The organism is Enterobacter cloacae complex sp. 402C9, assembly GCF_050030745.1.
GTDB classification, from domain to species: domain Bacteria; phylum Pseudomonadota; class Gammaproteobacteria; order Enterobacterales; family Enterobacteriaceae; genus Enterobacter; species Enterobacter intestinihominis.
Genome location: NZ_JBLGUW010000001.1, coordinates 4,721,475 through 4,745,652, shown reverse-complemented (window position 1 = coordinate 4,745,652; position 24,178 = coordinate 4,721,475). Strand labels below are relative to the sequence as shown.

The following is a 24,178-nucleotide window of genomic DNA, read 5'->3' as shown; positions in this document are numbered from 1 at the left end:
CGCTTATCCGGCCTACAAGGATCGTAGGGCGGGTAAGCGATAGCGCCACCCGCCACACACATCACTCTTTCGGATCTTTACCCGCCAGCAGCTTGTCCAGCTCGTCGCCGCCCACGTGACGGAAATCCTGTCCCTTCACGAAGTAGAAGATGTATTCGCAAATGTTCTGGCAGCGGTCGCCAATACGCTCAATTGAGCGCGCGCAGAACAGCGCGGTCAGCACGCTTGGAATGGTACGGGAATCTTCCATCATGTAGGTCATTAGCTGACGCACTATGCCTTCGTATTCCTGATCAACTTTCTTATCTTCACGGTAGATACGGACCGCTTCGTCCAGATCCATGCGCGCGAAAGCGTCCAGCACATCGTGCAGCATCTGCACGGTGTGGCGACCGAGAGACTCCAGGCTCACCAGCAGCGGCTGGTGCTGCTGGGAGAATTTCTCCAGCGCGGTGCGGCAGATTTTATCCGCCACGTCACCAATACGCTCCAGCTCGGCGATAGTTTTGATGATCGCCATTACCAGACGCAGGTCGCTCGCGGTTGGCTGACGCTTGGCAATGATGCGCACGCACGCTTCGTCGATGGCGACTTCCATCATATTGACGTTGTGATCGCCTTCGATAACGCGCTTCGCCAGCTCGCTGTCCTGGTTGTGCATTGCCGTAATCGCATCAGAAAGCTGCTGCTCGACCATGCCGCCCATGGTCATCACCTGGGTGCGAATGCTTTCCAGCTCTGCGTTAAACTGGCCGGAAATGTGTTTATTAAGATTGAGGTTGTCCATGGTTTCTCCACATGCACTAAGGCAAATCAACCGTAGCGGCCAGTAATATAATCTTCGGTTTGTTTCTTCGCAGGACGGGTGAACAGCGCGTCCGTATCGCTGAACTCAATCAACTCGCCCAGGTACATAAACGCCGTGTGGTCAGAACAACGGGCAGCCTGCTGCATGTTGTGAGTGACGATCACCACGGTGTAATCCTGCTTCAGCTCGGTGATCAGCTCTTCGATACGCCCGGTTGAGATCGGGTCCAGGGCTGAGCACGGCTCATCCAGCAGCAAGACTTCCGGGCGAATGGCGATACCGCGCGCAATGCACAGACGCTGCTGCTGACCACCGGAGAGAGAGTACCCGCTCTGGTGAAGTTTATCTTTGGTTTCGTTCCATAATGCGGCCTTGGTCAATGCCCACTGCACACGCTCGTCCATATCCGCACGGGAGAGCTTCTCAAACAGACGCACACCAAAGGCGATGTTGTCATAGATCGACATCGGGAACGGCGTGGGTTTCTGGAACACCATCCCCACTTTCGCACGCAGCAGGGCGATATCCTGGGTATTGGTCAGGATGTTGTCACCGTCCAGCAGAATTTCACCTTCTGCGCGCTGCTCCGGATAGAGCGAATACATTTTGTTAAAGGTGCGCAGCAGCGTGGATTTACCACAGCCAGACGGACCGATAAATGCCGTGACCTGGTTCTTCGCGATATCCAGGTTGATATTCTTCAGGGCATGGAATTTGCCGTAGTAGAAGTTCAAATCACGAACCTGAATCTTACCCGGGGCAGTATCAACCATACTCATTGACTCATTTCCTCATTCGGCGCCGCGATGTGCCGCGCCGTAAAAATTTAACCGTGTTTCTGCTTCGCGAAAATGACGCGCGCCAGAATGTTCAGCAACAGTACGCAAAGGGTGATGATCAGCACCCCGGCCCAGGCCAGCTGCTGCCATTCCGCGAATGGGCTCATCGCAAATTTAAAGATCGTCACCGGCAGGTTGGCGATCGGCTGCATCATGTCCGTACTCCAGAACTGGTTGGAGAGGGCGGTAAACAGCAGCGGTGCGGTTTCACCAGCGATACGGGCGATAGCCAGCAGGATACCGGTCATGATCCCCGAGACGGACGCTTTCAGGGTGATCGCCGAAATCATTTTCCATTTCGGCGTGCCCAGTGCGTAAGCCGCTTCACGCAGGCTGTCCGGCACCAGTTTCAGCATGTTTTCAGTGGTACGAATAACGATAGGCACCTGCAACAGCGCCAGCGCAATCACACCCGCCCAGCCGGAGAAGTGTTCCATTTGCGCCACCACGATGGTGTAAACAAACAGACCTACCACAATCGACGGGGCAGAAAGCAGAATGTCGTTAATAAAGCGGATGACTTCAGCGATCCAGGACTTGCGGCCATACTCCGCCAGATAGATACCCGCCATGATGCCCAACGGCGTACCGAAAACGGTCGCCCACAGGATCAGCAGGCCGCTGCCCGCCAGGGCGTTTGCCAGACCACCACCCGCCGTGTTTGGCGGCGGCGTCATCTCGGTGAACAGCGCCAGGGACATTCCATCAATACCACGGGTGATGGTGGACATCAGGATCCAGATCAGCCAGAACAGGCCGAACGCCATCGTGGCCATGGAAAGCGTCAGCGCAATGCGGTTTTTAATCCGGCGCTTTGACTGCATTTTGCGACGAGATTCCGCAAGCTGAGCGGTGTTTTGCATGTCGAGAGTCGCCATTAGCGTGCCCCCTCGTTTTTAGCCAGACGCATAATCATCAGCTTGGAGATAGCCAGCACAATAAAGGTAATAACAAACAGGATCAGACCCAGTTCCATCAGCGCTGCGACGTGCAGCCCGGATTCCGCTTCGGCAAATTCGTTCGCCAGCGCAGAGGTAATACTGTTCCCCGGCATGTAGAGCGACACGCTGTCGAGCTGGTAGGTGTTGCCGATGATAAAGGTCACCGCCATGGTTTCACCCAGCGCGCGGCCTAAGCCCAGCATGATGCCGCCGATCACCCCATTTTTGGTGAACGGAAGGACGATGCGCCAGATAACCTCCCAGGTGGTGCAGCCGATGCCGTAGGCCGACTCTTTCATCATCACCGGGGTTTGTTCGAAGACATCGCGCATGACCGCCGCAATGTACGGAATAATCATGATGGCGAGGATCACGCCAGCCGCCAGAATACCGATACCGAATGCCGGGCCAGAGAACAGGGCCCCCACAAACGGAACGGCGGAGAGAACATTACCCACCGGCTCCTGGAAGTACGTCGCAAACAGCGGAGCAAAGATAAACAGGCCCCACATGCCGTAAACGATACTAGGGATGGCCGCCAGCAGTTCAATGGCGATACCCAGCGGGCGTCGCAGCCAGCCCGGCGCCAGCTCCGTCAGGAACAGGGCAATACCGAAGCTTACCGGCACCGCAATCAGCAGAGCGATAAAAGAGGTCACCAGCGTGCCGTAAATCGGCACCAGCGCACCGTAGATATCGTTCGGCGCATCCCACTCTTTGGTCCACAGGAAGGCGAAACCAAATTTTTGAATGCTCGGCCAGGAGGAGAAAATGAGGGACACGATAATGCCGCCCAGCAGCAATAGCACAATCAGCGCAGCCAGTTTCACCAGCGCGCTGAAAATCATGTCACCTTTTTTACCCGGAGGGTTAAATGCAGGCTTGGTTGCAGCCATAAATTACTCTTCTTTATGAGACGTCTTACGAATATGCCCGGTGGCGCTGGCGCTTACCGGGCCTACAGGATGAACCGTAGGGCGGGATCGCTGCGCGCCACCCGCCATCTTCGTCAAAAATATCCTGTTAGTACAGCGCTTTACCGCTGCTGTCTTTCACGTTGGTTTTCCATGCAGCACGGATCTGCTCAACCACGCTGTCTGGCAGGCTGGCGTAATCCAGGTCATTCGCCTGTTTGCCGCCGTTTTTGTATGCCCAGTCAAAGAACTTCAGCACTTCAGCACCCTGCTCAGGCTTCTTCTGCTCTTTGTGGACCAGAATGAAGGTGGTAGACGTGATAGGCCATGCATCGTCGCCTTTCTGGTTGGTCAGGTCCTGCGCGAAGGATTTGCTCCAGTCAGCGCCTTTTGCGGCGTTAGCGAAGTTCTCTTCGGTCGGGCTAACCGGTTTGCCGTCAGCAGAAACCAGTTTGGTGTAAGCCAGGTTGTTCTGCTTCGCGTAAGCGTACTCTACGTAGCCGATAGAGCCAGGCAGACGCTGTACGAAGGCAGCGATACCGTCGTTGCCTTTACCGCCCAGACCGGTTGGCCAGTTAACGGTAGAGCCGGAACCGACTTTAGATTTCCACTCTTCGTTCACTTTCGCCAGGTAGCTGGTGAACACGAAAGAGGTACCAGAGCCGTCAGCACGACGAACCACCGCGATATTCTGCGAAGGCAGCTTAACGCCCGGGTTCAGTTTGGTGATGGCTTCGTCATCCCATTTTTTGATTTTGCCCAGGTAGATATCACCCAGGGTTTTGCCGTCCAGCACCAGCTCGCCTGATTTCAGGCCAGGGATGTTAACAGCCAGCACAACGCCGCCGATCACGGTCGGGAACTGGAACAGGCCTTCCTGATTCAGTTTCTCATCAGACAGCGGAGCGTCGGATGCGCCGAAATCAACGGTATTCGCGGTAATTTGTTTTACGCCACCGGAGGAGCCGATACCCTGATAGTTAACCTTGTTGCCGGTTTCTTTCTGGTAGGTATCCGCCCATTTGGCATACACCGGCGCAGGGAAGGTTGCACCAGCGCCAGTCAGGCTTGCTGCTGCGAAAGCAGAGAAAGCGCTCAGAGATAAGGTCGCGGCGACAACAGTTGCGACAGTGGTACGCATAACTTTCATAATGTCTCCTGCAAGGATTTCGTAAATCATTGTTTAAGTGGCTACGATGAGCAAAATAGGACAAACAGGTGACAGATAAATGTACGAAATATGACAGTTTTATGACAAAGAAAATTTCACTTAAAAATAAGCAAAAATCCATCAATAAATCATAAACTTAATGATTATTATGACAGCTTGTTTTCAGTAATATTTTCTTTATGTGACACTGATAAAATAGCTGAAAATGACGGATTGTCATAAAAAAAGGCTCCACCGGATGGCGGAGCCTGGAAGGATTATTCTACGGTAACGGACTTCGCCAGATTTCGCGGCTGGTCAACGTCGGTGCCTTTGATCAGCGCGACGTGGTAAGCCAGCAGTTGCAGCGGTACGGTGTAGAAGATCGGCGCAATCACCTCTTCCACATGCGGCATCTCGATGATGTGCATGTTGTCGCTGCTGGCGAAACCGGCATCTTTATCCGCAAAGACGTACAGTACACCACCACGGGCGCGCACCTCTTCGATGTTAGATTTCAGTTTTTCCAGCAGTTCGTTGTTCGGTGCCACCACGATAACCGGCATATCCGCGTCGATCAGCGCCAGCGGACCGTGTTTCAGCTCGCCTGCCGCGTAGGCTTCCGCGTGGATGTAGGAGATCTCTTTCAGCTTCAGCGCGCCTTCCAGCGCGATAGGGTACTGATCGCCACGACCCAGGAACAGAGCGTGGTGCTTATCAGAGAAATCTTCAGCCAGCGCCTCAATGCGTTTGTCCTGAGACAGCATCTGCTCGATACGGCTCGGCAGCGCCTGGAGACCGTGAACGATGTCATGCTCAACGGAAGCATCTTCGCCTTTCAGACGCGCCAGCTTCGCCACCAGCATCAGCAGAACGGTCAGCTGAGTGGTAAACGCTTTGGTGGAGGCGACGCCGATTTCGGTGCCCGCTTTAGTCATCAGCGCCAGATCGGATTCACGCACCAGCGAGGAGCCCGGTACGTTACAGATGGCCAGCGAACCCAGGTAACCCAACTCTTTAGACAGACGCAGCGCCGCCAGGGTATCGGCCGTTTCGCCAGACTGGGAAAGAGTGATCATCAGGCTGTTACGGCGCACAGCGGATTTACGATAGCGGAACTCAGATGCGATTTCGACGTCACACGGCACGCCCGCCAGGGATTCAAACCAGTAGCGAGAGACCATACCGGAGTTGTAAGAGGTACCGCAGGCCACGATCTGAATGTGCTCGACTTTGCTCAGCATTTCATTGGCATTGGCGCCCAGCTCGCTCAGATCCACTTCACCATGGCTGATGCGCCCGGTCAGGGTGTTTTTAATGGCGTTTGGCTGTTCGTAGATCTCTTTCTGCATGTAGTGACGATAAGCACCTTTGTCGCCCGCGTCGTATTGCAGGTTTGATTCGATTTCCTGGCGCTTAACCTGCTCGCCTTTCGTGTCGAATACGGTCACGCTGCGACGTGTCACCTCGGCAATGTCGCCCTCTTCCAGGAAGATAAAGCGACGGGTAACCGGCAGCAGCGCCAGCTGGTCGGAAGCGATAAAGTTTTCACCCATGCCCAGACCAATCACCATCGGGCTACCGGAACGCGCGGCCAGCAGCGTGGACGGGTCACGGGAATCCATGATCACCGTACCGTAAGCACCACGCAGCTGAGGGATAGCGCGCAGCACCGCATCACGCAGTGTACCGCCCTGTGCCAGCTCCCAGTGCACCAGGTGAGCAATCACTTCGGTGTCGGTTTCAGAGACGAAGGTATAGCCGCGCGCTTTCAGTTCTTCACGCAGCGGTTCGTGGTTTTCGATAATGCCGTTATGCACCACCACAATGTGTTCAGACACATGCGGGTGTGCGTTGCCTTCAGATGGCTCACCGTGAGTCGCCCAGCGGGTATGCGCAATACCGGTGCCACCGTGCAGCGGATGTTCCTCCGCCGCCTGGGCCAGCATCTGCACTTTACCGAGACGACGCAGACGGGTCATATGACCTTCTGCATCGACGACAGCCAGACCGGCTGAGTCATAACCACGGTATTCCAGACGACGTAAACCTTCGAGAAGGATTTCAGCAATATCACGCTGCGCAACTGCGCCAACAATTCCACACATAGTTAGATTTCCTGATTATGGCGTTATGCCATGCGTTGTCGCTGACCTGTATTTGCCCTTTCCGGGCACCCCGAGCCTTGTAGAGAGTGGGGTTATTTTTATGGGTACTGCTGGTGGGGGGAGGATTATGTTATCCCCTCACCCCAGCCCTCTCCCCATAGGGGAGAGGGTGAAAACCGCACCATTCAGTTCCCCTCTCCCCTATGGGGAGAGGGTCAGGGTGAGGGGTGTATATTGTCGTTACTCTTTCTTCACCGGGCGTTTCCAGCCCTGCTTGTGTACCTGCGGAACGCGGCTTAACACCAGCTCGTTCTCGGCCACATCGCGCGTAACGGTTGTCCCGGCGGCAATGGTCACGCCTTTGCCCACGGTAACAGGCGCCACCAGCTGGGTATCGGAACCTACAAACACGTCATCACCGATGATGGTTTTAAACTTATTGGCACCGTCATAGTTACAGGTAATCGTCCCTGCACCGATGTTTACGTTGTCGCCAATTTCCGCATCGCCCAGATAGGTCAGATGACCGGCTTTCGAGCCTTTACCGAGACGTGCTTTTTTCATTTCCACGAAGTTACCTACATGAGCGCCTTCCAGCAGCTCAGCGCCCGGGCGCAGACGCGCAAACGGGCCGATGGTACAGGCGGGATCCAGACGCGCATCTTCTACCACGCTGTACGGGCTGATTTCGCAGTCGTCACCGATCACGCTGTTTTTAATCACACAGCCGGTGCCGATTTTGACGCGGTTGCCCAGCGTGACGTTACCTTCCAGGATAACGTTAGTATCTATTTCAACGTCGCGCCCGTGGGTCAGCGTGCCACGCAGATCGAAACGCGCCGGATCGCGCAGCATCACTCCCGCCAGCAACAGTTTTTCTGCCTGCTCGGACTGGTAAATACGCTCCAGGCGTGACAGCTGTAGACGGTTGTTTACGCCGTCCGTTTCGCTGATACGCGCCGGATGAACGGCGGCAATCTCACGCCCTTCCTGGTACGCCATCGCAATGATGTCGGTGATGTAGTATTCACCCTGCGCGTTGTTATTATTGAGTTTGGACAGCCAGCGCTTCATATCCGCACCGTTCGCAATCAGGATGCCGGTGTTGATCTCCTGAATCTGACGCTGTTCGTCAGTGGCATCTTTATGCTCAACAATCCCGGTTACCTTGCCGTTTTCACGCGTAATGCGGCCATAGCCGGTTGGATCGTCCAGCACGACGGTTAACAACCCAATGCCACCCTGCGGTTTGGCTTCACGCAGGCGAGTGAGGGTTTCAACGGAGATCAGCGGGACGTCGCCGTAGAGCATCAGGATATCTTCATCATCAGCGAAGAAGGGTGCAGCCTGCTGCATTGCATGACCCGTACCCAGCTGTTCTGCCTGTAGCACCCAGTTGAGATTGTCGTCACGCAGCGTTTTTTTCAGCAGATCGCCGCCATGTCCATAAACCAGATGCACCTGGCTGGCGCCTAATTCATTAGCTGCATCAATAACATGCTGCACCATTGGCTTTCCTGCCAGTGTGTGGAGCACTTTAGGCAGATCGGAATACATGCGGGTACCTTTGCCTGCGGCAAGGATCACCACGCTCATCGCACTGTTTAACATACGCATCCTGACGGTAGTTTGTGTGAGAAGTAAAAACGTTTGATGCTTAAAATTCTACATCTTTTTCATCATGAATTAAGGCCGAAAAAAAAAGCCAGCCTGGGATCCAGACTGGCTTTTGTGCTTTTCAAGCCGGTGTTACATCGCTTTTTTGGTCAACTCGATAACGCGCAGTTTCGCGATCGCTTTGGCCAGCTCCGCAGACGCCTGAGCGTAATCCACGTCACCATGAGAGCTGCTAATGTGCTCTTCAGCCTTACGCTTCGATTCCAGGGCTCGCGCTTCGTCGAGATCCTGGCCACGAATAGCGGTATCGGCCAGAACGGTCACACTGCCTGGCTGCACTTCAAGAATGCCGCCGGACAGATAGATAAACTCTTCATGACCGAACTGTTTAACGATGCGGATCATACCAGGCTTAATGGCGGTGAGCAGCGGTGCGTGACCCGGGAAAATACCCAGTTCACCTTCACTACCCGTTACCTGGATTTTCTCGACCAGACCAGAGAACATTTGTTGCTCTGCGCTGACGACGTCCAGGTGGTAAGTCATTGCCATATCACCCTCCGATTAAGGCGTTAAAGTTTTTTGGCTTTTTCCACGGCTTCTTCGATGGAACCAACCATGTAGAACGCCTGCTCTGGCAGGTGATCGTATTCGCCTTCCATGATGCCTTTAAAGCCACGGATGGTGTCTTTCAGGGAAACGTATTTACCTGGAGAACCGGTGAATACTTCCGCAACGAAGAACGGCTGGGACAGGAAGCGCTGGATCTTACGCGCACGTGCTACCACCAGTTTGTCTTCTTCAGACAGTTCATCCATACCCAGGATGGCGATGATGTCTTTCAGTTCCTGGTAACGTTGCAGCAGGGACTGTACGCCACGCGCGGTGTCGTAGTGTTCCTGGCCAACAACCAGTGGATCCAGCTGACGGCTGGTAGAGTCCAGCGGGTCAACGGCCGGGTAGATACCCAGAGACGCGATCTGACGGCTCAGTACCACGGTTGCATCTAAGTGAGCAAAGGTGGTGGCTGGAGATGGGTCAGTCAAGTCATCCGCAGGTACGTATACCGCCTGAACGGAGGTGATAGAACCAGTTTTGGTAGAGGTGATACGTTCCTGAAGAACACCCATCTCTTCCGCAAGCGTAGGCTGATAACCTACCGCTGAAGGCATACGACCCAGCAGTGCAGATACTTCAGTACCGGCCAGGGTGTAACGGTAGATGTTATCAACGAACAGCAGAACGTCACGGCCTTCGTCACGGAACTTCTCAGCCATCGTCAGGCCAGTCAGCGCAACGCGCAGACGGTTTCCTGGTGGCTCGTTCATCTGGCCGTAAACCAGGGATACTTTATCCAGAACGTTGGAGTCGGTCATTTCGTGGTAGAAGTCGTTACCCTCACGAGTACGTTCACCAACACCCGCAAACACGGAGTAACCGGAGTGCTCGATCGCGATGTTACGGATCAGCTCCATCATGTTTACGGTTTTACCTACACCCGCACCACCAAACAGACCAACTTTACCGCCCTTCGCGAACGGGCACATCAGGTCGATAACTTTGATGCCGGTTTCCAGCAGTTCCTGAGAGCTGGACAGCTCTTCGTAGGAAGGTGCCGCGCGGTGGATAGCCCAACGCTCTTCTTCACCGATGTCGCCTTTCATGTCGATTGGTTGACCCAATACGTTCATGATACGACCCAGTGTTGCTTTACCTACCGGGACTTCGATCGGGTGCTCAAGGTCTTTCACTTCCAGACCACGACGCAGACCGTCGGAAGAACCCATGGCGATGGTACGCACGATACCGCCGCCGAGCTGCTGCTGAACTTCCAGCACCAGGCTCTCGTTACCATTTTGTACCTCAAGCGCGTCGTACACGCGTGGTACGGCGTCCTGAGGGAACTCGACGTCCACCACGGCGCCGATTACCTGGACAATCTTTCCAGTAGCCATCTTGAATCCTCTACGTAATTCGTAAACCTGGTTAAACCGCGGCGGCCCCCGAGACGATCTCGGTGAGTTCCTGAGTAATGCTGGCCTGACGAGCTTTGTTGTAAACCAACTGCAGCTCTTTAATCAGGCTGCCGCCATTATCGGTCGCGGCTTTCATCGCCACCATTCGTGCGGCCTGCTCGCTGGCCAGGTTTTCTACAACGCCCTGATAAACCTGAGATTCAACGTAACGACGCAGCAGGGTATCCAGCAGCGGTTTCGGATCGGGTTCATACAGGTAATCCCAGGCTTTCTGTTTCAGCTCGTCATCTTCTGATGCCGGTAACGGCAGCATCTGAGTGAGCGTAGGCACCTGAGACATGGTGTTAATAAATTTGTTGCTGACAACGTACAGTCTGTCCAGACGGCCTTCATCGTAGGCCTGCAACATCACTTTAACCGGGCCGATCAGTTCGGACAGGGACGGGTTATCACCCATACCGGTCACCTGAGCGACAATGTTGCCACCAACGGAGTTAAAGAAAGAGACGCCTTTAGAGCCAATCAGTGCCAGATCGCACTGAACGCCTTTATCGGACCAGCCTTTCATATCCGCCAGCAGTTTTTTGAACAGGTTAATGTTCAAGCCGCCACACAGACCACGGTCAGTCGACACCACCAAGTAGCCCACGCGCTTAACGTCGCGTTCTTCCAGGTAAGGGTGCTTATATTCCAGATTACCGTTTGCAAGGTGACCAATCACTTTGCGCATGGTCTCTGCATAAGGACGGCTGGCCGCCATGCGATCCTGCGATTTACGCATTTTGGAAGCGGCGACCATCTCCATCGCTTTAGTGATCTTTTGCGTGTTCTGGACGCTTGCGATCTTACTACGTATCTCTTTTGCGCCGGCCATGAGCTTCTCCTCAATGCCAGACGGCTTGTCCTGAGACAAGCCGCCGGACGATTACCAGGATTGGGTTGCTTTGAAGGAATCGAGGATAGCTTTCAGCTTGCCTTCGATTTCGTCGTTATAGCCACCGGTCTGGTTGATCTCTTGCATCAGCGGAGCGTGATCACGGTCGACGTAAGCCAGCAGAGCGGCTTCGAAGCTACCGATTTTCGCCAGTTCCACATCTTCGAGGTAACCGCGTTCAGCCGCGAACAGTACCAGGCCCTGCTGAGCAACAGACATTGGCGCGTACTGTTTCTGCTTCAGCAGCTCGGTCACTTTCTGACCGTGGCTCAGCTGTTTACGGGTTGCTTCGTCCAGATCGGATGCGAACTGAGAGAACGCAGCCAGTTCACGATACTGTGCCAGCGCGGTACGGATACCACCGGACAGTTTCTTGATGATCTTGGTCTGAGCAGCACCACCCACACGGGATACGGAGATACCCGGGTTAACCGCCGGACGAATACCGGAGTTAAACAGGTTGGTTTCCAGGAAGATCTGACCATCGGTAATGGAGATTACGTTGGTCGGAACGAACGCAGAAACGTCACCCGCCTGGGTTTCAATGATCGGCAGAGCGGTCAGAGAACCTGTTTTACCCTTCACTTCACCTTTGGTGAAGTTCTCGACGTATTCCGCGTTAACGCGGGAAGCACGCTCCAGCAGACGAGAGTGGAGGTAGAATACGTCGCCCGGGAATGCTTCACGTCCTGGTGGACGACGGAGCAGCAGGGAAACCTGACGATAAGCAACAGCCTGTTTAGACAGGTCATCGTATACGATCAGCGCATCTTCACCGCGGTCACGGAAGTATTCGCCCATTGCGCAACCAGCGTATGGTGCCAGGTATTGCAGTGCAGCAGATTCAGACGCGGTAGCTACCACAACGATGGTGTTAGACAGTGCGCCGTGCTCTTCCAGTTTACGAACCACGTTGGAAATGGTGGACGCTTTCTGGCCGATAGCCACGTACACACATTTGATGCCGGAGTCACGCTGGTTGATGATGGCGTCGATTGCCATCGCGGTTTTACCGGTCTGACGGTCACCGATGATCAGTTCACGCTGACCACGACCGATTGGGATCATGGCATCAACGGACTTATAACCCGTCTGCACTGGCTGATCAACGGACTGACGGTCGATAACGCCTGGTGCGATAACTTCGATTGGAGAGAAGCCATCGTGCTCAACCGGACCTTTACCGTCGATTGGCGCACCCAGGGTGTTAACAACGCGACCCAGCAGGCCACGGCCAACCGGCACTTCCAGAATACGGCCAGTACACTTAACCTTCATGCCTTCGGCAAGGTCAGCGTATGGACCCATCACAACGGCACCTACGGAGTCGCGCTCCAGGTTCAGTGCGATAGCGTAACGGTTACCCGGCAGGGAAATCATCTCACCCTGCATACAATCGGCCAGGCCGTGGATGCGGATAACACCGTCACTTACAGAAACAATAGTACCTTCGTTGTGAGCTTCACTCACAACACTGAACTGAGCAATGCGCTGCTTGATCAGTTCGCTGATTTCGGTGGAATTCAGTTGCATGCTCCAGTCCCCTTAAGACTGCAAGACGTCTGCAAGGCGCTCAAGACGGCCGCGTACGCTGCCATCAATGACCATATCACCCGAACGGATGATTACGCCTGCCATTACAGACTTATCGATTTTGCAATTCAGCTTAACTTTGCGTGACAGACGTTTTTCCATCGCGGCGGTGATTTTCGCAAGCTGTTCATCACTCAGTTCAGTCGCGGAAGTTACTTCAACTTCAGCGGTAGCTTCACTAAGGGCACGTAAGTGCTCAAACTGCTCGAGAACATCCGGGAGCACACGGAGACGACCATTTTCCGCCATCACCTTAATCAGGTTCTGGCCGTTGGCATCCAGTTGCTCTCCGCACACGGCGATAAACGACGCGGCGAGGGTTTCAGGCGCTAACGCACCAGAAAGCAACTCGGCCATTTGTTCGTTTTTCGTCACCTCAGCGGCAAACGCCAGCATATTCTGCCAGCGATCGACATTTTGGTGTTCGACAGCAAAGTCAAAAGCTGCTTTGGCGTAGGGGCGAGCTACCGTAACAAATTCAGACATCAGCCCCTCCCTCCTTACAGTTCAGCGACAAGTTTGTCCACGATGTCGCTGTTAGCAGCTTCATCCACGGAACGTTCGATGATCTTCTCGGCGCCAGCAACAGCCAGAATCGCAACCTGCTTACGCAGTTCTTCACGAGCACGTTTACGCTCAGCTTCAATTTCAGCCTGAGCCTGTGTCACGATCTTAGTACGTTCCTGTTCTGCTTCAGCTTTGGCTTCGTCCAGGATCTGAGAACGGCGTTTGTTAGCCTGTTCAATGATTACCTGAGCTTCAGCTTTCGCTTTTTTCAGCTGGTCTGTCGCGTTGGCCTGTGCAAGGTCCAAATCTTTCTTAGCGCGTTCTGCGGAAGCCAGACCGTCAGCAATTTCTTTCTGACGTTTTTCGATGGCAGCCATTAAAGGCGGCCATACATACTTCATGCAGAACCAGACAAAGAGAATAAACGCGATGGCCTGGCCGAGGATTGTTGCGTTCATGTTCACAGCACAATACCTCTTAAATTTCTGTGGCTTGGGGTTTTAAAACAACTACTACGCGACAGCAAACATCACGTACAGACCCAGACCTACAGCGATCATTGGGATTGCATCCACCAGACCCATAACGATAAAGAACTGAGTACGCAGCAGAGGAATCAGATCAGGTTGACGCGCTGCGCCTTCCAGGAATTTGCCCCCGAGGATGCCGATACCGATCGCAGCACCGATAGCCGCCAGACCCATCATCACAGCGGCAGCCATGTACAGCAGATCCATATTCAGGTTTTCCATGACAGTCTCCAGTTTGTTTCAATTAAAACGTAGTAGTGTTGGTAAAAAATCAGTGCTCTTCAGACGCCATCGACAGATAGACGATCGTCAGAACCATGAAGATAAAGGCTTGCAGCGTAATGATCAGGATGTGGAAAATGGCCCATGGCACATTCAGAATCCACTGTGACCACCACGGCAGAAGACCCGCGATCAGAATGAAAATCAGCTCACCCGCATACATGTTGCCGAACAGTCGCAGACCCAGTGAAACAGGTTTGGACAGCAGGCTAACGCCTTCCAGGATCAGGTTGACCGGAATAAACGCCCAGTGGTTGAACGGCTGCAAGGTAAGCTCTTTCACAAAGCCGCTTACGCCTTTCATTTTGATGCTGTAGAAAAGAATCAGGATAAATACGCCCAGCGCCATCGACAGGGTGATGTTCACGTCGGCAGACGGAACCACGCGCAGGGCAGGCAGACCGAAGACATGTTCGCCGATCCACGGCAGGAAATCGATAGGCAGAAGGTCCATCAGGTTCATCAGGAAGACCCAAACGAACACGGTCAGGGCCAGCGGAGCAATCAGCTTGCTCTTACCATGGTACATGTCTTTGACGCTGCCATGGACGAAGCCGATGATCATCTCGATGAACGTCTGGAATTTCCCTGGAACACCGCTGGTCGCTCGTTTAGCAACACCGCGGAACATGGCCAGGAACAGAAGACCCAAAACCACCGAGAAGAACATGGAGTCGATGTTGATCGTCCAGAAGGTGGCCGGGGGGTTATGTGGATCCACCAGCGAGAATGTACGCAGGTCCAGCTGAAGGTTATTCAGATGGTGACCTATGTAATCCTGCGGCGTCATATTTTCTGAAGCCATGATGCCTTTTACCCTTTGTTATTGATTACAGCTGGAGCCAGAACTTGTACCACCAGCACCAAAACCCACGTTGCTATCAGCGGCATGAATACCACTTTCAAAACCGCCAGCGCCATCACCAGTAGAGCAAAGGTCAGCAACACCTTACACACTTCGCCGAGAGCGAAGGACCAGGCCACGCGGCCTTTGGCGGGTGTATGCGCCTGATGACGCCAGGCAAAAATCATAAACAACACGTTTGGCAGAACCACCGCCAAACCTCCGCACGCGGCGGAGATGCCCCAGAAGGGGTCTTTGAGGCTAAACAGCAGTCCACTTGCTATCACAGCCAGAAACTGAATGAACAGAAGCTTACGAGCAACGTTTCTACTCAAGAGCGACACAGACATCACGTTTTTACTCCTGCTCCCTTCGAGGTATGCCGCGTGTCGTATAAAACGTCCTTTAAGGCTCAGAGTCAAGCATCAAAAAGCGGTCAAATTATACGGTGCGTACCCGTGATTTCAAACATTAAGTAGCGAAAAGGTGAATAAATGTTTAAATATTTTTCCCCAGTCCTATTTTTCAACTTTTGAACTCAGTGCCAACCTTCAGGCAAAACTGCAAACAGCGCGGAAACGTTGGTGATAAAGCGTGCACGAGATCACAAAATACACATTTGCGATAAAGTGGTATTTATCAAAGACGTAAAACGATTTATTTCATCCGATTGAAATTAAAGCAAAAAAATCGCAACTATTTTTAAAACAGAGCCGTATACAACAAAAACCTTTTATTGACATTCTTAATAAATATTTAACATTTCATTCTTGTTGCCTTTACCCACTTTTAGCAGGCTGATATTTTCATGGTTGACTATCTTCAGGGTGAACGAATCACTTTAGGTTAACCATAAGAAAATCCATGGTGACAACAAGGTTAAATTAACTACGGCCAAATCAGACTGGATGTGCTGCTTTTTAACACCATCAGAACAGCACAAATTCCACATTTTTTATTAATTTTTTAAAATGTGTTTGGCTTAATTATCACCAGATGACGCTCACCTTCGAGCTGAGGGATCTGGAGTTTTTCAATGGATTCCACTGCAAAACCGTCCGGAAGCTGCTCTATTTCGTCCCCCGGAAGTTGTCCTTTCAGCGCATAAAAACGGCCCTTATTCGCCGGCAGGTGTTTGCACCAGCTCACCATGTCATTGAGTGAGGCAAATGCGCGGCTGATAACGCCGTCAAACGGTGGCTCTGCCGGGAACTCCTCTACCCTGCTCTGCACGGGCGTGATGTTTTCCAGCTTCAGCTCATGCTGAACCTGTCGTAAAAAGCGTACGCGCTTGCCCAGACTGTCCAGCAGCGTGAAATGACTCTCCGGTCGAACAATAGACAACGGAACGCCCGGCAAGCCCGGACCGGTGCCCACGTCGATAAAACGTTCACCGGTAAGATACGGCGCCACAACGATGCTATCGAGAATATGGCGAATCAGCATCTCGTTGGGATCGCGTACGGAGGTGAGGTTGTACGCTTTATTCCATTTGTTCAGCATATCGACATAGGCCACCAGCTGATTTTTCTGGTGATCGGTGAGCGAAATACCTGCCTGTTCCAGCAGACGAGAGAGTTTATTGAGCACGGTGGATACCTGTTAAGAGATTGTTCGCCCGGTGGCACAGCCGCTTACCGGGCCTACGATTAAGTAGGGCGGGTAAGCGAAGCGCCACCCGCCAAAAGCAATGTTAATTACGCGCTGCGGCGCAGCATACCCTGCTTTTTCAGCCACACCAGCAGAATCGAAATCGCGGCAGGTGTGACACCGGAGATACGTGAGGCCTGGCCAATCGACACAGGTTTGTGATCGTTCAGCTTAGCGATCACTTCGTTGGAAAGCCCCGTCACCTGACGATAGTCCAGCATTTCCGGCAGTAGCGTATTTTCGTTGCGCTGCTGTTTTTCGATCTCATCCTGCTGACGCGCGATGTAACCTTCGTATTTCACCTGAATCTCGACCTGTTCAGCCGCTTCAGCGTCTTCAAGGCCCGGTGCGAACGCGGTCAGTTTGACCAGATTCTCGTAGGTGACTTCAGGACGGCGCAGCAGATCTTCACCACTGGCTTCGCGCGAAAGCGGCGCAGTTAAGTGAGCGTTCACTTCAGCAGCAGTTTCCGCCTGCGGATTCACCCAGGTGGTTTTCAGGCGCTGACGTTCCTGTTCGATACGCTCCAGCTTCTCGTTGAAGCGCGCCCAGCGTTCGTCATCCACCAGACCCAATTCGCGGCCCACCTCGGTCAGACGCAGATCGGCATTGTCTTCGCGCAGCATCAGGCGATATTCCGCACGAGAAGTAAACATGCGGTACGGTTCTTTGGTCCCCAGCGTGCAGAGATCGTCGACCAGAACACCCAGGTAAGCCTGAGAACGCGCCGGTGCCCAGCCCTCTTTCTCGGCAGAGAAGCGAGCGGCGTTCAGACCGGCCAGCAGCCCTTGTGCGGCAGCTTCTTCGTACCCGGTGGTGCCGTTAATCTGGCCTGCGAAGAACAGACCCTGGATGAATTTGCTTTCCAGCGTCGGCTTCAGGTCACGCGGATCGAAGAAATCGTACTCAATAGCGTAGCCAGGACGAACGATCTTCGCGTTTTCCATCCCCTGCATTGAACGCACAATCTGCATCTGCACGTCGAACGGCAGGCTGGTGGAGATGCCGTTCGGGTAAATTTCGTTCGAGGTCAGCCCTTCAGGTTCGAGGAAGATCTGATGCTGGTTACGATCGGCAAAGCGCATCACTTTATCTTCGATCGACGGGCAATAACGTGGGCCGATCCCTTCGATCACGCCGGCGTACATTGGGCTGCGATCGAGGTTATTGCGGATCACGTCATGGGTTTTTTCATTGGTGTGCGTGATGTAGCACGGCACCTGCTGCGGATGTTGCGCCGCATTGCCCATGAACGAGAATACCGGCATCGGGTTATCACCGTGCTGCTGTGCCAGTACGCTGAAATCAATGGTACGCGCATCAATTCGCGGCGGCGTACCGGTTTTCAGGCGGCTTACGCGCAGCGGCAGCTCACGCAGACGACGAGACAGCGGAATCGACGGCGGATCGCCCGCACGGCCACCGCTGTAGTTGTCCAGACCAATATGGATTTTACCGTCCAGGAATGTCCCGACCGTCAGCACCACCGCTTTTGCGCGGAACTTGAGACCCATCTGGGTCACGGCGCCAACAACACGATCGTTTTCCACGATAAGATCTTCTACAGCCTGCTGGAAGATCATCAGGTTCGGTTGGTTTTCCAGCGCGGTGCGCACAGCCTGACGGTAAAGCACGCGGTCTGCCTGTGCACGGGTGGCGCGAACAGCCGGACCTTTACTCGCGTTTAGTATCCTAAACTGAATGCCCGCATGATCGATCGCTTTCGCCATCAGGCCGCCAAGTGCATCCACTTCTTTTACCAGGTGTCCTTTCCCAATGCCGCCAATCGCCGGATTACAGGACATTTGTCCCAGCGTGTCGATATTGTGTGTCAAAAGCAGGGTCTGCTGACCCATTCGCGCTGCGGCCATTGCGGCCTCAGTGCCTGCGTGACCCCCGCCAATGATGATGACGTCAAAAGGATCCTGATAAAACATGGTGGTCTGCCTCGCGTAAAGCGGTATGAAAATGGATTGAAGCCCGGGCCGTGGATTCTACTCAACTTTAGTCTTTCGAGAAAGCATTGGGATCCTGGGCTATTAAAAAGAAGATCTTTTTATTTAGAGATCTGTTCTATTGTGATCTCTTATTAGGATCGCAGACCTTTGTGGATAAGTCCGATCCCATAAATAAGATCATGCAGTTAGGAAGGATCGTTTGCTGTGAATGATCGGTGATCCTGGACCGTATAAGCTGGGATCAGATCGCCACTTTATACACAGGTCAAAAACTAAACTAACGTTGTTCTTTGGATAACTACGGGTTAATACGAGCTTTTAACCAGAGTTATCCACATCTGATCGCACGATCTTTAATCGTTTTTGAGTAATTTTTTCCATTCCGCGAGCCAGATCTCGGCTGGATCTTCGGGAATATCATGATCGAGGATGTTGATCTTCAGTGTTTCACCCAGCTGTTTTGCTCCGCAGGCGGTCACCGCAGCTTCTACTTTCTCTATGGCGCCACAGAAAGTGTCATATTCACGGCTGCCGATCCCTACAGCGCCAAACCGGACGTTTGCCAGATCGGGCTGTTGTTCCAGCAGTTCGTCATATAAAGGTTGCAGGTTATCCGGCAGATCGCCCGCGCCGTGCGTGGAGGTGATCAGCAGCCAGACCCCGTCAGTCGGGAGATCTTCCAGCAGCGGTCCGTGCAGCGTTTGTGTAGAAAAGCCCGCGTCTTCCAGCTTCTCAGCCAGATGTTCCGCTACATATTCCGCACCGCCCAGGGTGCTGCCGCTGATAAGAGTAATGTCCGCCATTGATCGCTCGCTCAGATAAAGAGGCGGCCATTGTACGCTGTGAACGAGCTGGGATCTACCTGTGGAAAATGTGGGAATGAAATTGCCCGATCACGGGCGGATAGTACGCATGATCGGGTTTTGCAGAGAGATCAGGGTTTCGGTGGACTGAATTTCATCGATTGTTTGGATCTTGTTGATAAGTACCTGCTGGAGAGCGTCGATGGATCGGCACATGACCTTTATAAAGATGCTGTAGTGCCCGGTGGTGTAGTACGCCTCAGTGACTTCATCCAGCGCGTTCAGCTTCTCCAGCGCGGAGGGGTAATCTTTGGCGCTTTTCAGAATAATGCCAATGAAGCAGCAGACGTCGTAGCCGAGTTGCTTCGGGCTGACATCAATGCGTGCGCCGGTGATGATCCCGGCCTGCTTCATTTTCTCTACGCGAACGTGAATGGTCCCCGGGCTGACGCCAAATTGTTTCGCCAGTTCGGCATACGCGGTGCGTGCGTTGGCCATGAGCGCTTCCAGAATGCCGCGGTCCAGATTGTCGATCTGATAATTTTCCATAGGTTTTTCTTATGAAGATTAATGATTCCTTCTATTCTAGCGCCTTATTTTAACGAATCAAAAGTGAAGGTGGCTTTTTGTTGATGGGTTATTGAATTAAGCGCCTGTTCTGTTGCTTAATCAGTATCAACAGGACGCAGGAGTATAAATAATGAAAACCGCTTACATCGCAAAACAACGCCAGATCAGTTTCGTTAAATCCCATTTTTCTCGCCAGCTGGAAGAGAAGCTTGGCCTTATTGAAGTGCAGGCGCCGATTCTGAGCCGCGTGGGTGACGGGACGCAGGATAACTTGTCTGGTTGCGAAAAAGCGGTACAGGTAAAAGTGAAAACACTGCCAGACGCCCAGTTCGAAGTGGTTCATTCCCTGGCGAAGTGGAAGCGTCAAACCCTGGGACAACACGACTTCAGCGCGGGCGAAGGGCTTTACACGCATATGAAAGCCCTTCGCCCCGATGAAGACCGCCTCTCCCCCATTCACTCTGTCTACGTTGACCAGTGGGACTGGGAGCGCGTAATGGGTGACGGCGAGCGTCACGTCGGTACACTGAAATCCACCGTTGAGGCGATCTACGCCGGGATCAAAGCGACCGAAGCGGCCGTGAGCAAAGAGTTTGGTCTGGCACCGTTCCTGCCGGAAACGATCCACTTTGTTCACAGCCAGGAGTTGCTGAGCCGTTTCCCGGATCTGGATGCCAAAGGCCGTGAACGCGCGATCGCCAAAGAGCTGGGCGCGGTATTCCTGATCGGCATTGGCGGGAAATTGTCTGATGGTAAACGTCACGACGTCCGTGCGCCGGATTACGATGACTGGAGCACCGTGGGCGAGAGCGAATATGCCGGTCTGAACGGCGATATTCTGGTCTGGAACCCGGTTCTGGAAGATGCGTTTGAACTCTCTTCGATGGGGATCCGCGTGGATGCTGAAGCACTGAAGCGTCAGCTGGCCGTGACCGGTGATGAAGATCGTCTGCAACTGGAATGGCACCAGGCGCTGCTGCGCGGTGAAATGCCGCAGACCATCGGCGGTGGTATTGGCCAGTCTCGTCTGACCATGCTGCTGTTGCAACTGTCCCATATCGGTCAGGTACAGTGTGGGGTCTGGCCGCAGCAGGTACGTGAGAGCGTCGGTTCTCTTCTTTAATTAACGTCGCCAGCGTCTGAGCAGGCGGCTACGCAACCCGGTATCAAAGCGCCAGATGTGATCGAAGATGCGCATGATGCCGGGTTTTCCATGTGCAGACATCGCCACGGCATGGAAGCGGTGCTGATGCACGCGCTGCATCTCCTTCACTTTATTCACGACGTCGTCGGGCAGCCGCTGGGCAATAAAATCGGAAATCACCACCGCATCCGCGTCGTACCAGTCTCCGCCCTGCATGCGCTCAATGATGCTGCGAAAACAGCTGGCCAGATCGGTGCCGCCGCGAAAGCGCTGGCTTAAAAAGCGGATCGCCTGCTCCAGCCCCTGTGGGCTGGTCAGTTCATACCCCACCACTTCGCTGGAAAATAACATGATGTAGCAGCGACGACGATCGGCGAGCGCCACGCGCATCAGAGCCAGGCAGAACGCTTTTGCACACTGCTCGTTAAATCCCCCCATCGATCCGGACGTATCTACGCAAACAATGAATGGACCGCGCGGTTGCTCAGCAAAGTCCTGATGCACCACCGGGCGCTGGCTGATTTTTTCGCGCCAGGCTTCGCCATGCAACCGATAGGTAAGAAGCTGTTTTTCCACCAGACGGCGATAAAACTCATACTCCAGTTCGGTCATTCCCAGCGTGCTGAGTTCCGTAGGCAACAGGCGCAGGATATCATCGCTTTGCTGTAAGCCGTCCACCTGCTCCGGTACGGTGGAGGGCTCGCGTACCAGCGTACGGAAGGTTTCCATCGGCGCATCTTTCTTTGGAATTGACCTGGCCTCCCGGGAACGACCAAGCTGTTCTGCAAGCTTCATCAGCTCCGGCTGTTGTGCCAGAAAGTCGCCGTACTTCACGATCAACTGATAATCGCCACGTTTTAACTGACCGGCACTCATATCCCAGAGTCGACCGGCGGCGTTTTCATTCTCCACCAGCACCTGTTCTAGCTGGCCGCTTAACGTCATCCGCTCCTGAACTTCGCTTAACAGCTGTTCGCGCTCTTCGTCCAGCAACTGCTGGTTGAGAGAGGTGGCCTGAACGACAAGACTGAGCCGCCAGCGCTGTAAAAACAGCGTATGCAGGGCGGGAGTAAAGCTGGGGTTGTCCGTGACCAGCGCTCTGGCCTGGCTGGCAAACGGGGAGTGAACGTTATCTAGCAGCGTCAGGGTTTGCTGTAGCTGGGCAATAAACTGCGGCGTTGAAAGCCGCTGGCACTGCTGGTAACCAGCCACTTCCTCTGTCAGTTCCGGCGGGACTTCCGTCTCCTTAAACCGCTGGCGCAGGTTATCGCGCCAGCGGGGAAGATCGTCCGTCATTGCTTTTCTGAGCTTCGGAAATTTTTCAAAGAAGGCCGCCAGCTGCGGTGAAGCGAGCAAGGTAATGACGACCTCTTCGATCAACCCTTCCTCGCTAACCGCCAGCATGACGTTAAGCGTGTCCAGCGTTAGCATTGACGCGCCTGTTTAATCTGCGCGCTGACATCCTGCAAGCTGGCTTCAATGCGACCTAACCAGTCGCTATGGATAAAGAGGCATTTCTGCTGCTCGCTGAAGCGCGTGTGCTGCTGATGCCATTCGTTATCCAGCGCTTCGAGCTGCTGTTTGATCTCCTCCGGAAGACTGTCAGAGGCCGTGCCCGGCAGCGCCAGGCGCGATCCCTGAAGGCTGACGTCGCGGATCACAAGGTGCTGGCTGCTGTCGACTTCCATCGACAGCGGCTGTGCAAAGCCGATACCGTTGAGTTTACCGCGGATCTCGCCGCCCTTATCCAGCCACTGAACCAGCGCAACGCGTTCGATCGTCACGTGCACCACCTGCATATCATGAAGCTTTAGCGGCTGCTGAAGAAGAAGCGTGAGCGAGGCGTCAGTCAGCTCGGCTGGCAGTTCATAGTGCGGTTTACGGGCAAACATCCCGCCAAGACGGTTCACCTTCAGCGCGGTTTTGTCACTTTGCTGCTGCTGAAGCTGAAGACGACGTTGGGCAATCGCCCCCAGTTGATTAAGCATGGATTGCTGACCCCACGCGTGCCCGGTCATCAAAACGTCCAGCTGCTGCTGCATCAGATTCATCCCTTCTGCGTCGTGCCACAGACAGTCTTTCAGCAGGATCAGATCGATGGGGGCGACAGCATCGCGGCCGCTGAACAGGGCGCTTGCCTGAAGCAGACGAATGGCTTTTTTCCAGCGACGGTCGGAGACGTAAGGCGCGGAGGGCAATAAATCAAGCTGCTGGCGCAGCATGAAGATCAGCTCAAAGACGGCATCGGGCAGCTTAATTTTACCTATCTCTTCCTGCCACTGGTCATACTCTTCGTCCGTGACCTGTAATGATGGTGCCACCGGATTTTCGTTTTCGTCCTGCTGGCTTACCAGCATTGAGCGGAAGTTCGATTTGTCCTGGACTTTATCCAGCCACAGGCGGATCAGCATGCGGTCATACAGCGCTTCCAGGCTGCTGTCGGCTTCGGGAAGTTCGTTAGACGCGGCCACCAGCAACCGCATGGGGATCTTCTCTTCGCTCGCGCCGTTGCGGAAGCGGCGTTCGTTGATTGCCGTCAGCAGGGTATTCAGAATGGCCGGGCCGGCTTTCCAGATCTCATCAAGAAAGACGATTTCCGCTTCCGGGAGATAGCCCGCCGTCAGACGTTCATAGCGTCCCTCATCTTTTAACGCCTGAATGGAGAGCGGGCCGAAAACTTCTTCCGGCGTGGAGAAGCGCGTCATCAAATACTCGAATGCGCGAGCGTTCTGGAAAGCGAATTTGAGGCGGCGTGCGATCAGACTTTTGGCAATGCCCGGCGGACCCAGCAGAAACACGCTTTCCCCGCTCAGCGCCGCCAGTAAACAGAGGCGAATGGCGTGGCTACGCTCGTATAGGCCTTTCTCCAGCGCACTGCTGAGGCGGGAAATTCTTTCTGCTAATAAATGTGAGTGAGCCATAATAGTTTTGCATCCTTTCGCCGTCGTGGCGGCTAATTGAAGCGAGTATAGACGTTTCGGTCTGGCCTGGTAATAGGCTGAAGTGCGGC

General features: G+C 53.8%; 23 protein-coding genes. 1 reads left to right on the top strand and 22 read right to left on the bottom strand.

Annotation, left to right across the window (positions count from 1 at the left end; translation table 11 throughout):
* Window positions 1-61 precede the first annotated feature (61 nt).
* The 20 genes from phoU to asnC all read right to left on the bottom strand — a co-directional run bounded on the left by phoU (window position 62) and on the right by asnC (window position 20,003).
* Window positions 62-787, bottom strand: a complete 726-nt coding sequence (phoU, locus tag ACQG1K_RS22545; protein WP_003861153.1) for a phosphate signaling complex protein PhoU — start codon at window positions 785-787, stop codon at window positions 62-64.
* Window positions 788-813: 26 nt separating this feature from the next.
* Window positions 814-1,587 carry a phosphate ABC transporter ATP-binding protein PstB gene (gene pstB, locus ACQG1K_RS22540; RefSeq protein ID WP_003861154.1) on the bottom strand — a complete coding sequence of 258 codons (774 nt, stop codon included), beginning with the start codon at window positions 1,585-1,587 and terminating at the stop codon, window positions 814-816.
* A 47-nt stretch (window positions 1,588-1,634) separates the two neighbouring features.
* Window positions 1,635-2,525, bottom strand: coding sequence for a phosphate ABC transporter permease PstA (gene pstA, locus ACQG1K_RS22535; RefSeq protein ID WP_022649878.1), 891 nt, complete (start codon window positions 2,523-2,525; stop codon window positions 1,635-1,637).
* Entirely contained in the window at window positions 2,525-3,484 is a 960-nt protein-coding gene (pstC, locus tag ACQG1K_RS22530; protein ID WP_022649877.1) for a phosphate ABC transporter permease PstC, read from the bottom strand. The genes pstA and pstC overlap by 1 nt, the downstream gene beginning before the upstream one ends.
* Before the next feature lie 127 nt (window positions 3,485-3,611).
* Entirely contained in the window at window positions 3,612-4,652 is a 1,041-nt protein-coding gene (pstS, locus tag ACQG1K_RS22525) for a phosphate ABC transporter substrate-binding protein PstS (protein WP_022649876.1), read from the bottom strand.
* 278 nt (window positions 4,653-4,930) lie between these two features.
* The gene (glmS, locus tag ACQG1K_RS22520) at window positions 4,931-6,760 is read right to left on the bottom strand and encodes a glutamine--fructose-6-phosphate transaminase (isomerizing) (protein ID WP_032626716.1); all 1,830 of its coding nucleotides are present in this window, start codon (window positions 6,758-6,760) and stop codon (window positions 4,931-4,933) included.
* A gap of 240 nt (window positions 6,761-7,000) precedes the next feature.
* The gene (gene glmU / locus ACQG1K_RS22515; RefSeq protein WP_193131646.1) at window positions 7,001-8,371 is read right to left on the bottom strand and encodes a bifunctional UDP-N-acetylglucosamine diphosphorylase/glucosamine-1-phosphate N-acetyltransferase GlmU; all 1,371 of its coding nucleotides are present in this window, start codon (window positions 8,369-8,371) and stop codon (window positions 7,001-7,003) included.
* A gap of 138 nt (window positions 8,372-8,509) precedes the next feature.
* Window positions 8,510-8,929 carry a F0F1 ATP synthase subunit epsilon gene (locus tag ACQG1K_RS22510; RefSeq protein WP_006177560.1) on the bottom strand — a complete coding sequence of 140 codons (420 nt, stop codon included), beginning with the start codon at window positions 8,927-8,929 and terminating at the stop codon, window positions 8,510-8,512.
* Between the two features lie 20 nt (window positions 8,930-8,949).
* Window positions 8,950-10,332: a F0F1 ATP synthase subunit beta gene (atpD, locus tag ACQG1K_RS22505; protein ID WP_003862362.1), complete on the bottom strand. Its 1,383-nt coding sequence runs from the start codon at window positions 10,330-10,332 to the stop codon at window positions 8,950-8,952.
* A gap of 31 nt (window positions 10,333-10,363) precedes the next feature.
* Window positions 10,364-11,227: a F0F1 ATP synthase subunit gamma gene (gene atpG, locus ACQG1K_RS22500; RefSeq protein ID WP_003862364.1), complete on the bottom strand. Its 864-nt coding sequence runs from the start codon at window positions 11,225-11,227 to the stop codon at window positions 10,364-10,366.
* A gap of 51 nt (window positions 11,228-11,278) precedes the next feature.
* Entirely contained in the window at window positions 11,279-12,820 is a 1,542-nt protein-coding gene (atpA, locus tag ACQG1K_RS22495; RefSeq protein WP_006808751.1) for a F0F1 ATP synthase subunit alpha, read from the bottom strand.
* 12 nt (window positions 12,821-12,832) lie between these two features.
* Window positions 12,833-13,366 (bottom strand): F0F1 ATP synthase subunit delta, encoded by a 534-nt coding sequence (atpH, locus tag ACQG1K_RS22490; RefSeq protein ID WP_003862369.1) that lies wholly within the window; start codon window positions 13,364-13,366, stop codon window positions 12,833-12,835.
* 14 nt (window positions 13,367-13,380) lie between these two features.
* A complete protein-coding gene (gene atpF / locus ACQG1K_RS22485) occupies window positions 13,381-13,851 on the bottom strand; it encodes a F0F1 ATP synthase subunit B (protein ID WP_003862370.1) in 471 nt (156 codons plus the stop codon).
* 48 nt (window positions 13,852-13,899) lie between these two features.
* The gene (gene atpE, locus ACQG1K_RS22480) at window positions 13,900-14,139 is read right to left on the bottom strand and encodes a F0F1 ATP synthase subunit C (protein ID WP_000429386.1); all 240 of its coding nucleotides are present in this window, start codon (window positions 14,137-14,139) and stop codon (window positions 13,900-13,902) included.
* A gap of 49 nt (window positions 14,140-14,188) precedes the next feature.
* Window positions 14,189-15,004, bottom strand: coding sequence for a F0F1 ATP synthase subunit A (gene atpB / locus ACQG1K_RS22475; protein WP_022649873.1), 816 nt, complete (start codon window positions 15,002-15,004; stop codon window positions 14,189-14,191).
* An 8-nt stretch (window positions 15,005-15,012) separates the two neighbouring features.
* Window positions 15,013-15,393 (bottom strand): F0F1 ATP synthase subunit I, encoded by a 381-nt coding sequence (gene atpI / locus ACQG1K_RS22470; protein ID WP_003862375.1) that lies wholly within the window; start codon window positions 15,391-15,393, stop codon window positions 15,013-15,015.
* Window positions 15,394-16,009: 616 nt separating this feature from the next.
* The gene (gene rsmG / locus ACQG1K_RS22465; RefSeq protein WP_023305125.1) at window positions 16,010-16,633 is read right to left on the bottom strand and encodes a 16S rRNA (guanine(527)-N(7))-methyltransferase RsmG; all 624 of its coding nucleotides are present in this window, start codon (window positions 16,631-16,633) and stop codon (window positions 16,010-16,012) included.
* 107 nt (window positions 16,634-16,740) lie between these two features.
* Window positions 16,741-18,630, bottom strand: coding sequence for a tRNA uridine-5-carboxymethylaminomethyl(34) synthesis enzyme MnmG (gene mnmG / locus ACQG1K_RS22460; protein ID WP_003862379.1), 1,890 nt, complete (start codon window positions 18,628-18,630; stop codon window positions 16,741-16,743).
* Window positions 18,631-19,004: 374 nt separating this feature from the next.
* Entirely contained in the window at window positions 19,005-19,454 is a 450-nt protein-coding gene (mioC, locus tag ACQG1K_RS22455) for an FMN-binding protein MioC (protein ID WP_163346840.1), read from the bottom strand.
* A gap of 90 nt (window positions 19,455-19,544) precedes the next feature.
* On the bottom strand, window positions 19,545-20,003 hold the full coding sequence (gene asnC, locus ACQG1K_RS22450; protein WP_003862383.1) for a transcriptional regulator AsnC: 459 nt from the start codon (window positions 20,001-20,003) through the stop codon (window positions 19,545-19,547).
* A gap of 151 nt (window positions 20,004-20,154) precedes the next feature.
* Here asnC and asnA point away from each other — a divergent pair, with 151 nt between their 5' ends.
* The gene (gene asnA / locus ACQG1K_RS22445) at window positions 20,155-21,147 is read left to right on the top strand and encodes an aspartate--ammonia ligase (protein WP_003862385.1); all 993 of its coding nucleotides are present in this window, start codon (window positions 20,155-20,157) and stop codon (window positions 21,145-21,147) included.
* On the opposite strand, the gene viaA is transcribed toward asnA, so the two are convergent.
* Both viaA and ravA read right to left on the bottom strand, forming a co-directional pair.
* Complete coding sequence (viaA, locus tag ACQG1K_RS22440) at window positions 21,148-22,599, bottom strand: ATPase RavA stimulator ViaA (protein ID WP_367076392.1); 1,452 nt, start codon at window positions 22,597-22,599, stop codon at window positions 21,148-21,150.
* Complete coding sequence (ravA, locus tag ACQG1K_RS22435) at window positions 22,593-24,089, bottom strand: ATPase RavA (protein WP_022649869.1); 1,497 nt, start codon at window positions 24,087-24,089, stop codon at window positions 22,593-22,595. The genes viaA and ravA overlap by 7 nt, the downstream gene beginning before the upstream one ends.
* Between the last annotated feature and the right edge of the window lie 89 nt (window positions 24,090-24,178).

Coding starts and splice junctions, on each gene's coding strand:
- ACQG1K_RS22510 (WP_006177560.1), bottom strand. CDS start 8,929: ATGGCAATGACTTACCACCTGGACGTCGTCAGCGCAGAGCAACAAATG.
- pstA (WP_022649878.1), bottom strand. CDS start 2,525: ATGGCGACTCTCGACATGCAAAACACCGCTCAGCTTGCGGAATCTCGT.
- atpB (WP_022649873.1), bottom strand. CDS start 15,004: ATGGCTTCAGAAAATATGACGCCGCAGGATTACATAGGTCACCATCTG.
- mioC (WP_163346840.1), bottom strand. CDS start 19,454: ATGGCGGACATTACTCTTATCAGCGGCAGCACCCTGGGCGGTGCGGAA.
- atpG (WP_003862364.1), bottom strand. CDS start 11,227: ATGGCCGGCGCAAAAGAGATACGTAGTAAGATCGCAAGCGTCCAGAAC.
- phoU (WP_003861153.1), bottom strand. CDS start 787: ATGGACAACCTCAATCTTAATAAACACATTTCCGGCCAGTTTAACGCA.
- atpA (WP_006808751.1), bottom strand. CDS start 12,820: ATGCAACTGAATTCCACCGAAATCAGCGAACTGATCAAGCAGCGCATT.
- glmS (WP_032626716.1), bottom strand. CDS start 6,760: ATGTGTGGAATTGTTGGCGCAGTTGCGCAGCGTGATATTGCTGAAATC.
- atpE (WP_000429386.1), bottom strand. CDS start 14,139: ATGGAAAACCTGAATATGGATCTGCTGTACATGGCTGCCGCTGTGATG.
- asnA (WP_003862385.1), top strand. CDS start 20,155: ATGAAAACCGCTTACATCGCAAAACAACGCCAGATCAGTTTCGTTAAA.
- glmU (WP_193131646.1), bottom strand. CDS start 8,371: ATGTTAAACAGTGCGATGAGCGTGGTGATCCTTGCCGCAGGCAAAGGT.
- pstS (WP_022649876.1), bottom strand. CDS start 4,652: ATGAAAGTTATGCGTACCACTGTCGCAACTGTTGTCGCCGCGACCTTA.
- asnC (WP_003862383.1), bottom strand. CDS start 20,003: ATGGAAAATTATCAGATCGACAATCTGGACCGCGGCATTCTGGAAGCG.
- mnmG (WP_003862379.1), bottom strand. CDS start 18,630: ATGTTTTATCAGGATCCTTTTGACGTCATCATCATTGGCGGGGGTCAC.
- atpH (WP_003862369.1), bottom strand. CDS start 13,366: ATGTCTGAATTTGTTACGGTAGCTCGCCCCTACGCCAAAGCAGCTTTT.
- atpD (WP_003862362.1), bottom strand. CDS start 10,332: ATGGCTACTGGAAAGATTGTCCAGGTAATCGGCGCCGTGGTGGACGTC.
- atpI (WP_003862375.1), bottom strand. CDS start 15,393: ATGTCTGTGTCGCTCTTGAGTAGAAACGTTGCTCGTAAGCTTCTGTTC.
- pstC (WP_022649877.1), bottom strand. CDS start 3,484: ATGGCTGCAACCAAGCCTGCATTTAACCCTCCGGGTAAAAAAGGTGAC.
- pstB (WP_003861154.1), bottom strand. CDS start 1,587: ATGAGTATGGTTGATACTGCCCCGGGTAAGATTCAGGTTCGTGATTTG.
- ravA (WP_022649869.1), bottom strand. CDS start 24,089: ATGGCTCACTCACATTTATTAGCAGAAAGAATTTCCCGCCTCAGCAGT.
- viaA (WP_367076392.1), bottom strand. CDS start 22,599: ATGCTAACGCTGGACACGCTTAACGTCATGCTGGCGGTTAGCGAGGAA.